The organism is Ferrimonas balearica, assembly GCF_019802085.1.
Taxonomy (GTDB): Bacteria; Pseudomonadota; Gammaproteobacteria; order Enterobacterales; family Shewanellaceae; genus Ferrimonas; species Ferrimonas balearica_B.
In genome coordinates this window covers 154813-168525 of record NZ_JAHVHV010000005.1, presented here as the reverse complement: position 1 = coordinate 168525, position 13713 = coordinate 154813, and the positions used below count along the sequence as shown (strand labels likewise).

The window sequence follows — 13713 nt, the reverse complement described above, 5'->3', positions numbered from 1 at the left end:
GATGGACAACAGATGAGATCCGGTTCGAAAGCCGATAACCAAATTCCATCACAGTATAGCGTTGCGCGATATTCTGAACGCATTTGAGCCAGATACCGTGATCCACATCCTAAGTCTTACCAATTTACCAGTGGGCTTTTGTTGATGCGGATTTTTTAACCCCCTGCTGCATGAGTGTGACTTCTGTTCCTTGATTTGGGTCAAAATGCGCGACTATTCACCGATAGGAAAGAGCGTTTTTTTCGTCGCCAGGAAAAAGTGCGAAAACGAGGGTTTGGCCCAGTCGGCGGTGCAAGTAACGGACAGGGGCAGTTTTGGTAAGACCAAAAAGCCAGGGCGCCCATAAGGCGCCCTGGCAATCGCGGGGTAACCGGGTTCAGCGCTGGGCGGCGAAACGCTCCAGTCCCAGCACCAGGGCCACGCCGGCCACGGCACACAGCAGCGCCAGGGGCAGTTGGGCGCTGGCCCCGGTCAGCAGCTCAAACTGCCAGGGGGAGACCGCCTGCTCCAGCAGGGGCACCCGCTCGCCGCTGGAGTTGGTGCGCCAACTGAGCACCTCCTTCCAGGGCCACACCTTGTTGAGGGTGCCCAGCATCAGGCCACAGAGAAAGGCCAGGGTGAGGCCGTGAAAGCGGCGCAGCAGGAAGCTCAGCAGATGGGAGAAGGTGAGCAGCCCCAGCACACAGCCACAGGCGAAGATGGCGATCACCGTCAGATCCAGCCCCTTGACCGCCGCCAGCACCGGGCCATAGAGCCCCAGCAGCAGCAAGATGAAGGAGCCGGAGATCCCCGGCAGGATCATGGCGCAGATCGCCAGCATGCCGCCGAACAGGAAGTTCAGGTAAGTGGCCTCCAGGGCCAGCGGATTGGCCACCGTAATCAGATAGGCAAACCCGAAACCGACCGCCGCCGCCAGCGCCGTGCCCAGCCCGTGGCCCTCGATGGCCCGGCCGATGTGCACCAGGGAGATGAGGATAAGGCCAAAGAAGAAGCTCCACAGGGGCACCGGGTGGTGTTCCTGCAGGTAGGTGATCACCCGGGCCAGGGTCAGGATGCTGGTGAGGATCCCTGCCAGCAGGGTGACCAGGAAGGTGCCGTCGATGTGGGCCCAGGCCGCTTTCAGCCCCTGCTGGCGCCAGCGGCCAATCAGGCTGGGGTTGACCCGGCGGATGCTCTCCAGCAGGCGGTCATAGATGCCACTGATAAAGGCGATGGTGCCCCCGGAAACGCCGGGCACCACGTCCGCAGCCCCCATGGCCATGCCTTTGAAAAAGGTACGAAGATCGAAACTCATAAACTCCCAATGATCCTTGGGCTAAACCGATGGCGGGATTATATCCCCTTTGGTGTGAATTGAGCGTGGATCCGGCCATTTTTCTGCCCCACGCAAAAAGGGGGCCGCAAGGCCCCAGAGGTTTAGGGAGAGAGGTGCCGCCCGGTTCAGGGCACCGGGCTGGCGATAAGCCGTTCCAGGTCGCGGTTCCAGTCCACCTGGTCCAGCCAGATGCGAATGAGCCTGGACTTGGGGATCCCGGTGCGCCGGGACAGCAGGGCGAGGCGCTCTATCGCTTCCTCGCTCAGGGTGAAGGTGGCCCGCTTGCAGCGTCGCACCCGGCCGCCCTGCCCGCCGTGCAGCGCCACCACCGTGCTCTGGCCCGCCCCGTAGGCCACCGCCCCGTTGATGAAGGCGTCCACATCGCAGTCGGGCTTACTGTCCAACGGCGAGGTGCGTTTCAAGTTGAGTAAGCTCATAGTTGGCTCCCTGGCCCCGGCAAAGCAGTTCGTGGATGATGTTGCGGATCTCGGCGGCGCATTTGCCGTCCGGTTCCGACTCCATCACCGACATGCCGGACTCCTCGCTGTCGTCGTACATGTTGCGGCTGAAGGTGACCGCATCCAGCACCGGCAGGTCGTAGGAGCGGCACACCTCCTTGGCTTCCAGAATTCGGGGCGCCAGGGAGGGTAAGGAGGGACACTGGGTGATGACAAAGGCCATGTTCATGGTCGGATTGACCATCTGACAGGTGGCCACGATGTCCTCCATGTGCTCCACCGTCTTCAGATCCCGCCGCTTGGGCCGCAGGGGCACCAGCACGTGATCCGCCACCGACATGGAGGAGCGCAGCGCCAGGTTGTCCTGACCGCCGCAGTCGATCACCACGTAGTCGTAGCGCTCACGCAGGCTCAGCAGTTCGTTGCGAATTTTGCCGTAGAGTTGGATGCAGTTGATGTGCGGCAGCTTGGGGTTGCTGCTGCGCTCTTGGATCCAGTCCGAGGTGGTGCGCTGGGGATCGCAGTCCACCACCAGGACATTGGCCTCGTCCTCGGTACGCAGGTACACCGCGATGTTCTGGGCCAGGCAGCTCTTACCGCTGCCGCCTTTCTCGCCGCCAACCAAAATGATCATGTGGGGTTCCTCACCAGGTTCGTCCGTGGCAAGGCCGGAGGGCCCTGCCGCCCGCCGAGAAAAAGAGAGGTTGATTCACCTAAGGAAGGGAGATACTGCGCAACCCGGCAGCCCCGCTATCAATAGTTCTGGACCTGAGTCCGACACCTTAGACCGGAAGCTTTGCGTCCCTGGCTTTCGCCAAGTTTGCCTTTTTCGTCGTGCAAAACCCAGCATAGCCAATCATCTAGCTGATGTCATTTTAACCAACGTCGATCAGGCCCACTTTTTTCGCCCGATACCCGCTTTACTTGTTCCTGCGCAATAAAAACGGGGCCCGATGGGCCCCGACAATTTAAATCACGCCAAGCTCTTTTAGCCTTTCCATCAAGTAGCTGTGGGCGGTGTGTCGCTCAGAGAGCACCACATCCGGCCGAGGGTGGAGAAACAGCGGCAAAGAGATGCGAGACTGGTTCATCGCCTCTCCCTCGGGGTTGACCACCCGATGGGTGGTGGAGGGGAAGTAACCGCCAGAGGCCTCCTGCAGCATGTCGCCGATGTTGACGATGAGGTGGCCAAAATCGCAGGGCACATCCAGCCAGCGGCCGTCCTTGAGCTGCACCTGCAGCCCCTTGGCATTGGCCGCCGGCAGGATGGTCAGCAGGTTGATGTCCTCGTGGGCCGCGGCACGGATCGCCCCGGGGGTTTCATCCCCTTTGAGCGGCGGGTAGTGCAGCACCCGAAGCAGGGACTTGTCGCTGCCGTCGATCATCTTGGGCAGAGGCTCGGCGTAGCCCTCGGCCACCTCAGCGGGGCCGTGCTGCTGCACCCAGCCGAGCAGTTCGGCGGCGAGATCCGTGGCCTGGGCGTAGTACTGCGCCAGGGCGTCCTTGTGGCGCTCGGGGCACTGGCCCCAGGAGTAGTAATGGAAGTACTCCTTGATGTCCTTGACGCTGTGGCCCTTGGCCACCTCGGACACCGAGGCGGGGAAAAACCCGTCCTGGGTGTCCTTATTAAAGTGGTATTGCTGCTTCTCCTCGCTGTCGAAAAAGCCCTGCCAGTCGGTGTAGATGCGGTCCACCAGGGACTGCTGGATGGGGTGGTTTTTCAGCACTCCGAAACCGGTCTGGCGCAGGGATTCGACAAAGTCCGCGGCGGCGTTGGGCGCGCGGTAATCAACGGCTTGCAATTGCATTAGGGTTCTCGCTCTGGGCGGGTCGGGTCGGGCCCGAAAAAGGGGTCGCGGGGCGCTGTAGTAGGAATAGTGGGTGCCGCCGTAGCGGCCGCCCCGTCGACCGGATGGGATCAGCTCACCAGGGTGACCATGCTGGCCACCAGGATCCCGGCAACCAGCAGGTAATCGCGTCGTTGCATGACTGTCTCCTTGTCAGTAAAAGGCCCACCGAGGGGTGGGCCTTATTTCAATCAATCACTTACCAACCGGTGATTTCGCGAAGCGCTTTGCCGATGTCGGCCAGGGAGCGTACGGTTTTGACCCCGGCGTCCTCCAGGGCGGCGAACTTCTCGGCCGCGGTGCCCTTACCGCCGGCGATGATGGCGCCGGCATGGCCCATCCGCTTGCCCGGAGGCGCAGTCACACCCGCGATGTAGGAGACCACCGGCTTGGTCACGTTGGCCTTGATGTAGGCCGCGGCTTCCTCTTCGGCGGTGCCGCCGATCTCACCGATCATCACGATGGCTTCGGTCTGCGCATCCTTCTCAAACATCTCCAGGATGTCGATGAAGTTGGAGCCCGGGATCGGGTCGCCACCGATGCCCACACAGGTGGACTGGCCGAAGCCCTCGTCGGTGGTCTGCTTGACCGCTTCGTAGGTCAGGGTGCCGGAGCGGGAGACGATGCCCACTTTGCCCGGCTGGTGGATGTGGCCCGGCATGATGCCGATTTTGCACTCGCCCGGGGTGATCACGCCGGGGCAGTTGGGGCCAATCATGCGCACGCCGGCCTGGTCCAGCTTGACCTTCACGTCCAGCATGTCCAGGGTCGGGATCCCTTCGGTGATGGTGACGATAAGCTCGATGCCAGCGTCGATCGCTTCCAGGATGGCGTCTTTACAGAACGGGGCCGGTACGTAGATCACGGAGGCGGTGGCGCCGGTGGCTTCGACCGCTTCACGCACGGTGTTGAACACCGGCAGACCCAGGTGGGTAGAGCCGCCCTTGCCCGGGGACACGCCGCCGACCATCTGGGTGCCGTAGGCGATGGCCTGTTCGGAGTGGAAGGTGCCCTGGCCGCCGGTGAAGCCCTGGCAGATCACCTTGGTGTCTTTGTTGATCAGAACGCTCATTACTGGGCCTCCGCGGCTTTTACTACTTGCTGGGCAGCGTCGGTCAGGCTGTTCGCTGCAATGATGTTCAGGCCGGAGTCGGCCAGCTTCTGGGCACCCAGTTCGGCGTTGTTGCCTTCCAGACGCACCACCACGGGGACTTTCACACCCACCTCTTCCACGGCGCCGATGATGCCGTCGGCGATGAGGTCACAGCGAACGATGCCGCCGAAGATGTTCACCAGCACCGCTTTGACGTTGCTGTCGGAGAGGATGATCTTGAACGCTTCGGTCACGCGCTCTTTGGTGGCGCCGCCACCCACATCCAGGAAGTTGGCCGGGCTGCCACCGTGCAGGTTGACGATGTCCATGGTGCCCATGGCCAGACCGGCGCCGTTAACCATGCAGCCGATGTTGCCGTCCAGGGCCACGTAGTTCAGCTCCCACTGGGCGGCGTGGGCTTCACGCTCATCTTCCTGGGAGGGATCGTGCATCTCACGCACCTTGGGCTGACGGTACAGGGCGTTGGAGTCGATGTTGATCTTACCGTCCAGGCAGTGGAGGTTGCCCTGGTCGGTGATCACCAGCGGGTTGATCTCCAGCAGCGCGAAGTCCAGGTCCAGGAACATCTGGCCCAGGCCCATGAAGATCTTGGTGAACTGCTTGATCTGGTCGCCCTTGAGGCCCAGTTTGAAGGCCAGTTCGCGGCCCTGGTAGGCCTGGGGGCCCACCAGAGGATCGATGGCGGCCTTGTGGATCAGCTCCGGGGTCTCCTCGGCCACTTTCTCAATTTCCACACCACCTTCGGTGGAGGCCATGAACACCACGCGCTGGGTGCCACGGTCCACCACGGCGCCCAGGTACAGTTCCTGGTCGATGTCGGTGCAGGACTCCACCAGGATCTTGGTGACCGGCTGACCGTTGGCGTCCGTCTGGTAGGTCACCAGGTTCTTGCCCAGCCAGTTCTGGGCGAACTCGCGGATCTCTTCTTTGCTGGAGGCTAGCTTAACGCCGCCGGCTTTACCGCGGCCACCGGCGTGGACCTGGCATTTCACCACCCACTTGTCACCACCAATTTTGCTGGCCGCTTCGGCGGCTTCTTGAGGGGTGTCGCAAGCGTAACCTTCGGAGACGGGCAGGCCGTACTCGGCGAAGATCTGCTTAGCCTGATATTCGTGCAGATTCATACTCTTTTATCCGTATTACTTCTTATAACTTCCGAAGCCCGGAGGCTGGGGACTCGATGTTGGGGAGGCGAGGCCTCCCCGGCAAAAACCTTAGATGTCGAGCAGCAGACGCGTCGGATCTTCCAGCAGCTCCTTGATGGTCACCAAAAAGCCCACGGACTCGCGGCCGTCGACGATGCGGTGATCGTAGGAGAGCGCCAGGTACATCATCGGCTGAACCACCACTTCACCGTTGACCGCCATGGGGCGATCCTTGATGGCGTGCATGCCCAGGATGGCGCTTTGCGGCGGGTTGATGATGGGGGTGGACATCAGGGAGCCGAACACACCACCGTTGGTGATGGTGAAGTTGCCGCCGGACAGCTCGTCCACGGTCAGCTTGCCCTGCTGGCCCTTGACCGCCAGCTCCTTGATGCCCTTCTCGATCTCGGCGACGGACAGCTTGTCGGCGTCGCGCAGCACCGGGGTCACCAGGCCACGGGGGGTGGAGACGGCGATGCTGACATCAAAGTAGTTGTGGTAGACGATGTCGTCACCGTCGATGGAGGCGTTCACCTCGGGGTAGCGCTTGAGCGCTTCCACCACGGCCTTGACGTAGAAGGACATGAAGCCCAGGCGGATGCCGTGGCGCTCTTCGAAGATGTCCTTGTACTGCTTGCGCAGGGTCATGATGGGCGCCATGTTCACCTCGTTGAAGGTGGTCAGCATGGCGGTGGAGTTCTTGGCTTCCAGCAGACGCTCGGCGATGCGCTTACGCAGGCGGGTCATGGGTACGCGCTTCTCGGAGCGATCCCCCAGAGCCGGAGCCGGAGCGGCGGCTGCGGGGGCCGCTGCCGGGGCCGCGCCAGCGCCCTTGATGAAGGCTTCCACGTCCTCTTTGGTGATGCGACCGCCCACACCGCTGCCGGTGATCTTGGCCACATCGACGTTGTGCTCGGCCACCAGGCGGCGAACGGAGGGGCTCAGGGCGTCGTTGCCGGCCTCGGCTTCCGCCGCTTCGGCGGCCGGGGCGGCTTCGGCTTCGGCCTTGGAGACCTCCTGGCCGGCCTTGGCACCGGCGACGAAGCGGGCGATCACCTGCTCGGCCAGTACGGTGTCGCCTTCGTTGTGCAGGATCTCAGCCAGCTGCCCGTCTTCCGGGGCGACCACTTCCAGCACCACTTTGTCGGTTTCAATGTCCACCAGGTTCTGATCGCGGCTGACCGCTTCACCGGGTTGAACGTGCCAGGTGGCAATGGTGGCATCGGCGACTGACTCGGGCAGTACGGGAACCTTAATTTCGATGCTCATCGATCTCTAATCCTTGTTATGTGTTCAGTTGAGGCCCAGCGCGGCATTAACCAGCGCTTGTTGCTGCTTGTTGTGCACGGACACATAGCCCACTGCCGGAGCGGCAGAGGCCTCACGGCCGGCGTAGGTCAGGCTGGCACCGGCAGGGATCGCCTGCCAGAAGTGGTGCTGGCTGCAGTACCAGGCGCCCTGGTTCTGCGGCTCTTCCTGACACCAGACGAAATCGGTCACGTGGCTGTAGGCTTCCAGCACCTTGGCCATCTCGTCGTGAGGGAAGGGGTAAAGCTGTTCGATGCGGATGAGGGCCACGTTTTCCTGGCCTTCGCGACGGCGCTTCTCCAGCAGTTCGAAGTAGACCTTGCCGGAGCAGAACACCACCCGATCCACCTTGGCCGGGTCGAGCTCGTCCACTTCGCCGATGACGCTCTGCCAGTTGCCTTCCGCCAGCTCCTCCAGGCTGCTGATCGCCATGGGATGACGCAGCAGGGATTTGGGGCTCATCACCACCAGCGGGCGACGCATGGGACGCACCACCTGACGACGCAGCATGTGGTACACCTGGGCCGGGGTGGAGGGCACGCAGACCTGCATGTTGTGGTCGGCACACAGCTGCAAGAAGCGCTCGAGGCGGGCGGAGGAGTGCTCCGGGCCCTGCCCTTCGTAGCCGTGGGGCAGCAGCAGGGTCAGGCCACACAGGCGGCCCCACTTCTGCTCGCCGGAGGAGAGGAACTGGTCAATCACGACCTGGGCGCCGTTGGCGAAATCGCCGAACTGGGCTTCCCACATGGTCAAACCGGAAGGTTCGGCGGTGGCGTAGCCGTACTCGTAGGCCAGCACCGCGGCCTCGGACAGCACCGAGTCGAAGATCTCGATGGGGCCCTGCTGCTCGCTCAGGTTACGCAGCGGCATGTAGGCGGTGGCGTTGTCCTGGTTGTGGAGCACCGCATGGCGGTGGAAGAAGGTGCCCCGGCCTGAGTCCTGACCGGTCAGGCGGACCCGGTAGCCCTGGTCCAGCAAGGTGGCGTAGGCCAGGGTCTCGGCCATGCCCCAGTCCAGCGGCTTGTCGCCGGCGGCCATGGCTTCGCGGTCCTTGTAGATCTTGGCCACCCGGGATTGCAGCTTGTGCGCTTCCGGCACTTCGCAGATCGCCTTGGCCAGGCTCTGCAGCTTGGGGGTGCCCACCTGGCTCTCCCAGGCCACGTCCCAGTCGTGGCCCAGGTAGGGGGTCCAGTCCACAGAGTGTTCTGCCATGGTGCGCCACTCGGGCACCACGCACTCGCCCTGGTCGAGCTGCTCGCGGTAGGTGTTGATCTGCTCGGTCACCTCCTCGGCGCTCATCACCTGCTGCTCGATCAGGCGATCGGCGTAGATCTTGCGCGGCGTGGGGTGCTTCTTGATCTTCTGGTACATCAGCGGCTGAGTCGCGTTGGGCTCGTCCGCTTCGTTGTGGCCGTGACGGCGGTAGCAGATGAGGTCGATCACCACATCGCGGCCGAACTCGTAACGGAAATCCACCGCCAGCTGGGCCACGAAGGCCACCGCTTCCGGGTCATCGGCGTTCACATGGAGCACCGGCGCCTGCACCATCTTGGCGATGTCGGTGCAGTACTCGGTGGAGCGGGTGTCTTCCGGATTAGAGGTGGTGAAGCCCACCTGGTTGTTGACCACAATGCGGATGGCGCCGCCCACCTTGAAGCCCCGGGTCTGGGACATGTTGAAGGTTTCCTGGACGATGCCCTGACCGGTGATGGCGGAGTCGCCGTGGATGGTGATGGGCATCACCATCTTGCCGGTTTCACAGCCGCGGCGGTCCATCCGGGCGCGCACGGAGCCCATCACCACCGGGGAGACGATCTCCAGGTGGGAGGGGTTGAAGGCCAGCGCCAGGTGGACATTGCCACCGGGAGTGGCGAAATCGGAGCTGAAGCCCTGGTGGTACTTCACGTCACCGCTGCCCAGTGCTTCGTCGTGCTTGCCGGCAAACTCGTCGAACAGGTCACCGGGCTTCTTACCCAGGATGTTGACCAGCATGTTGAGGCGACCGCGGTGGGCCATGCCCACGACCACTTCCTTGCCGCCCTGCTCCCCAGCGCGGTAGATGAGCTCACGCATCATGGGGATCATGGCGTCGCCGCCTTCGAGGGAGAAGCGCTTGGCACCGGGGAACTTGGCCCCCAGGTACTTCTCCAGACCCTCGGCGGCGTTCAGGCCGGCCAGGATCCGCTTCTTGGCTTCCCCGTCGAAATGGGTCTTGCCCAGCACTGGCTCGAGACGCTGCTGAAGCCAGCGCTTCTCCTCGGTGGAGGTGATGTGCATGTACTCGGCGCCGATGGGGCCGCAGTAGGTGGCCTTGAGGGATTCCACCAGCTTGCCCAGGTTCATGGTGCCGTTGCCGTAGGCGTAGGAACCGGTGTTGAACTCGCGCCCCAGGTCCTCCTGGGTCAGGCCGTGGTGGGCCGGATCCAGCTCCGCCACCGGATCCCGCTGCCACAGACCCAGGGGGTCCAGGTTGGCGTTCTGGTGACCCCGGAACCGGTAGGCGTTGATCATCTGGAGAACCCGCACCTGCTTCTCGGTGACTTCCGGGTCGACGGTGGTGGTTTTGGAGCGGTTGCTGTCCAGCGCGGTGGCGCGGAAATACTCCCGGATCCGGGAGTGGGCCACGTCCGGTCCGGCACCGTTGCTGGGCAGCTCGGCGAAGATCGCCTGCCACTGATCAGCCACCGCACTGGGATCGTCCAGATAGGCCTCGTACAGCTCTTCGATATAGGCGGCGTTGGCCCCCGCTAAGTGGGAGGACGCCAGCCAGGCCTTGAGGGAACCCTGTTGCATCTCTTTTCCTCTGGGTATTACCGGCTCAGATGATTATCGTTTTAATTCGCTGAGCAATATACAAAAAAGCCACGACCTTCGGTCAGGAAGGCGTGGCCCTTTCTTCAATCCATAAGCAGGACGTATGCAGTCATCGTCAGACGGCGCGGTTCAGCAGCATGGACTTGATGTGGCCAATCGCCTTGGTGGGGTTGAGCCCCTTGGGACAGACGTTTACGCAGTTCATAATGCCGTGGCAGCGGAACACGCTGAAGGCGTCGTCCAACTCGCCCAGACGCTCGTCGGTGGCGGTGTCGCGGCTGTCCACCAGGAAGCGGTAGGCGTGCAGCAGGCCGCTGGGGCCAACGAACTTGTCCGGGTTCCACCAGAACGAGGGACAGGCGGTGGAGCAGCAGGCACAGAGGATGCACTCGTACAGGCCGTCCAGCTTGGCGCGCTCCTCCGGCGACTGCAGGTGCTCCCGGGCCGGGGTCTTGCCGTCGTTGATGAGGTAGGGCTTCACCTTCTCGTACTGGGTGTAGAACTGGGTCAGGTCCACCACCAGGTCCCGCACCACCGGCATGCCGGGCAGCGGCCGAATGTTCAGCTTCTTGCCCTGGAAGGTGGAGATGGGAGTGATGCAGGCCAGGCCGTTCTTGCCGTTCATGTTGATGCCATCGGAACCGCACACCCCTTCACGACAGGAGCGGCGGAAGGAGAGGGACGGGTCCTGCTCCTTGAGCAGCAACAGCACGTCCAGCACCATCATGTCGGAGCCTTCCGGCAGATCCAGGGTGTAGTCCTGCATCTTGGGCCGGGCATCGCTCTCCGGGTTGTAACGGTAGACAGAAACTTCCAATTTCATTCTCTGCCCCTCCTTAGTAGGTGCGCTTCTTCGGCGGGAAGGCGTCGCGCAGCTTGGGCGTCATGTTGACGTCGCGCTTGGTCATCTCACCGGTCAGCGGGTTGTAGAGGCTGTGGCACAGCCAGTTCTCGTCGTCCCGGTCGACAAAGTCTTCGCGGGAGTGGGCGCCACGGCTCTCGGTCCGGAAGTTGGCGGCCATGGCGGTGGCCACGGCGGTCTCCATCAGGTTGTCCAGCTCCAGGCACTCGATGCGCTGGGTGTTGAACGCCTTGGAGGTGTCGGACAGCTTGGCGCTTTGCAGGCGCTCGCGGATCGCCTTGAGCTCGGTCAGGCCCTGGGCCATCGCCTCGCCCTGACGGAACACGGAGAAGTTCAGCTGCATGCACTGCTGCAGGTCCTTGCGGATCTGAACCGGATCTTCGCCGTTGCCGTTTTTGCTGGTCTCCCAGCGGTTGAAACGGGCCATGGCGGCGTCCAGGTCGGACTCGGAAGCGTCGCGGGCTTCGCCCTGGGCATCCAGAGTCTCGCCCAGGTGCATGCCGGCGGCACGACCGAACACCACCAGGTCCAGCAGGGAGTTGCCGCCCAGGCGGTTGGCACCGTGTACGGACACACAGGCGATTTCGCCCACCGCCAGCAGACCCTGGACCGGCTTCTCATCGGCGTCGATCACCTGACCGTGCACGTTGGTAGGGATCCCGCCCATCATGTAGTGGCAGGTGGGGATCACCGGGATGGGCTCTTTGACCGGGTCGACGTGGGCGAAGGTGCGGGACAGTTCACAGATGCCCGGCAGGCGGGACTCCAGCACTTCCTGGCCCAGGTGGTCCAGCTTCAACTTGGCGTGGGGGCCCCATGGGCCATCGCAGCCGCGGCCTTCGCGGATCTCGGTCATGATGGCGCGGGCCACCACGTCGCGACCGGCCAGGTCCTTGGCGTTGGGGGCGTAACGCTCCATAAAGCGCTCGCCGTCCTTGTTCAGCAGGTAACCGCCTTCACCGCGGCACCCTTCGGTGACCAGCACCCCGGCACCGGCGATGCCGGTGGGGTGGAACTGCCACATCTCCATGTCCTGCACCGGCACACCGGCGCGCAGGGCCATGCCGACACCATCACCGGTGTTGATGTGGGCGTTGGTGGTGGAGGCGTAGATGCGACCGGCACCGCCGGTGGCCAGCACAGTGGCCTTGGCCTTGAAGTAGACGATCTCGCCGGTCTCGATGTCGATGGCGGTACAGCCCACCACGGCACCGTCCTGGTTCTTCACCAGGTCCAGGGCGTACCACTCGGAGTACACCTCGGTCTTGTTCTTAACGTTCTGCTGGTAGAGGCAGTGCAGCAGGGCGTGACCGGTACGGTCGGCGGCAGCAGCAGTACGGGCGGCCTGTTCGCCACCGAAGTTCTTGGACTGACCGCCGAAGGGGCGCTGGTACACCTTGCCATTTTCGAAGCGGGAGAAGGGCAGGCCCATGTTCTCCATCTCGATGATCGCCTCGGGGCCGGTCTTGCACATGTACTCAATGGCGTCCTGGTCACCGATGTAGTCGGAGCCCTTGACGGTGTCGTACATGTGCCATTCCCAGTTGTCCTCGTGGGCGTTGCCCAGCGCCACCGTGATGCCCCCCTGGGCAGACACGGTGTGGGAGCGGGTCGGGAACACCTTGGACAGCAGGGCGCAGCTCTTACCTTCTTTGGAGATCTGCAGGGCGGCGCGCATGCCGGCGCCACCTGCGCCAATCACAATGGCATCAAATTCTTTAGTTGGAATAGTCACTTACACACCCCACAGGATCACGACGCCGGCGAACAGGTAGGCCAGCAGAACCAGGTTGATGGCGAACTGCAAAAACGCACGCAGGCCCACCGGCTTGATGTAGTCGGTCAGAACCTGCCACAGGCCGATCCAACCGTGCACCAGCACGGCCACCAGGGCCAGCAGGGTGTAGACCTTCATGGCGGTGCCGCTGAACAGGCTCTGCCAGGTGGCGAAGGTCAGCTCGGGGGTGAGCACCAGGTAGCCCACCAGGAAGAGGACGTAGCTGGCCAGCACAATGGCGCTGGCGCGCAGCAGGACGAAGTCGTGGACGCCACTGCGTCCGAGGGTGGCTGCATTCTTTACCATAACCAGATCCCCGCAAGTACGGACAGCACCACGGTCACGGCCATGGCGGCTTTGGCGGAGGCGTTGCCGCTTTCCATGGAGTCTTCGAAGTGGCCCAGATCCATCAGCAGATGACGGATGCCACCGCACAGGTGGTAGGCCAGGGCGGTCAGGATCCCCCAGACAACCAGTTTGGCGATCAGGCTGTTCATGATCTCCGATACGGTGGCGAAGCCCTGGGCGGATCCCAGGGAGGTGGCCAGCAGCCACAGCAGCACCGCGATGGAAACAAACAGGATGACACCACTCACGCGGTGCAGGATCGACGCAATGGCTGTCGCCGGGAACTGGATCTGTTGCAGGTCCAGATAGACAGGTCTTTGCTTATTCACAGTTCTGCTCACTCAGCTCCATTGAGCAATAGTTATCATTATCTCCCGTAGCAGCCCCATAAGCCCTGTCAATGGGAAAAAACAGACTTTTGGCCACCACTTGAAACCACCGACCCGGGCAGAGACACGCTCCACTTTCGTCTGATTGACTGGCTAGAAAATCACCCTTAAAACCCAGCATTACCGGGCGTCCGGGGGAGGTTCGCGGCCAGTATACAGAGGCCCCCAGACAAATACAAACATCACACTTTTGGGATTTCTGGGATTTTCATCCGCGCCTGTGGATTCGCCGCAAAAGCGCATTCTTTCGAACCCACTTCGGGGGCAAAGGCGACCAATTTCCCGGTTTGCGAATTGCCTTTTGTGAAGGGCGTCACGTAGAATGGCGCCACTGTG

General features: G+C 62.7%; 12 protein-coding genes and 1 riboswitch. All 12 genes read right to left on the bottom strand.

Annotated elements, in window-relative coordinates; translation table 11 throughout:
• Positions 1–376 precede the first annotated feature (376 nt).
• Entirely contained in the window at positions 377–1294 is a 918-nt protein-coding gene (locus KUV81_RS17510; RefSeq protein ID WP_222545180.1) for a DUF368 domain-containing protein, read from the bottom strand.
• 146 nt (positions 1295–1440) lie between these two features.
• Positions 1441–1752: a ribbon-helix-helix domain-containing protein gene (locus KUV81_RS17505; RefSeq protein ID WP_222545179.1), complete on the bottom strand. Its 312-nt coding sequence runs from the start codon at positions 1750–1752 to the stop codon at positions 1441–1443.
• The gene (locus KUV81_RS17500; RefSeq protein WP_222545178.1) at positions 1709–2407 is read right to left on the bottom strand and encodes an AAA family ATPase; all 699 of its coding nucleotides are present in this window, start codon (positions 2405–2407) and stop codon (positions 1709–1711) included. The genes KUV81_RS17505 and KUV81_RS17500 overlap by 44 nt, the downstream gene beginning before the upstream one ends.
• A 103-nt stretch (positions 2408–2510) precedes the next feature.
• Positions 2511–2608, bottom strand: a riboswitch (cyclic di-GMP riboswitch).
• Positions 2609–2741: 133 nt separating this feature from the next.
• Positions 2742–3581 carry an isopenicillin N synthase family dioxygenase gene (locus tag KUV81_RS17495; RefSeq protein ID WP_222545177.1) on the bottom strand — a complete coding sequence of 280 codons (840 nt, stop codon included), beginning with the start codon at positions 3579–3581 and terminating at the stop codon, positions 2742–2744.
• A 238-nt stretch (positions 3582–3819) separates the two neighbouring features.
• The gene (sucD, locus tag KUV81_RS17490) at positions 3820–4692 is read right to left on the bottom strand and encodes a succinate--CoA ligase subunit alpha (protein WP_222545176.1); all 873 of its coding nucleotides are present in this window, start codon (positions 4690–4692) and stop codon (positions 3820–3822) included.
• Positions 4692–5858, bottom strand: coding sequence for an ADP-forming succinate--CoA ligase subunit beta (gene sucC / locus KUV81_RS17485; protein WP_222545175.1), 1167 nt, complete (start codon positions 5856–5858; stop codon positions 4692–4694). Before sucC ends, sucD begins: the two co-directional genes overlap by 1 nt.
• Before the next feature lie 90 nt (positions 5859–5948).
• Positions 5949–7148 carry a 2-oxoglutarate dehydrogenase complex dihydrolipoyllysine-residue succinyltransferase gene (odhB, locus tag KUV81_RS17480; protein WP_222545174.1) on the bottom strand — a complete coding sequence of 400 codons (1200 nt, stop codon included), beginning with the start codon at positions 7146–7148 and terminating at the stop codon, positions 5949–5951.
• Between the two features lie 24 nt (positions 7149–7172).
• Positions 7173–9980, bottom strand: a complete 2808-nt coding sequence (gene sucA, locus KUV81_RS17475; RefSeq protein ID WP_222545173.1) for a 2-oxoglutarate dehydrogenase E1 component — start codon at positions 9978–9980, stop codon at positions 7173–7175.
• Between the two features lie 136 nt (positions 9981–10116).
• Entirely contained in the window at positions 10117–10824 is a 708-nt protein-coding gene (locus KUV81_RS17470; RefSeq protein WP_222545172.1) for a succinate dehydrogenase iron-sulfur subunit, read from the bottom strand.
• A gap of 13 nt (positions 10825–10837) precedes the next feature.
• A complete protein-coding gene (sdhA, locus tag KUV81_RS17465) occupies positions 10838–12598 on the bottom strand; it encodes a succinate dehydrogenase flavoprotein subunit (RefSeq protein ID WP_222545171.1) in 1761 nt (586 codons plus the stop codon).
• Complete coding sequence (gene sdhD / locus KUV81_RS17460) at positions 12599–12946, bottom strand: succinate dehydrogenase, hydrophobic membrane anchor protein (RefSeq protein WP_222545170.1); 348 nt, start codon at positions 12944–12946, stop codon at positions 12599–12601. It abuts the gene before it with no gap.
• Entirely contained in the window at positions 12940–13317 is a 378-nt protein-coding gene (sdhC, locus tag KUV81_RS17455) for a succinate dehydrogenase cytochrome b556 subunit (protein WP_409995576.1), read from the bottom strand. The genes sdhD and sdhC overlap by 7 nt, the downstream gene beginning before the upstream one ends.
• Positions 13318–13713: the final 396 nt, after the last annotated feature.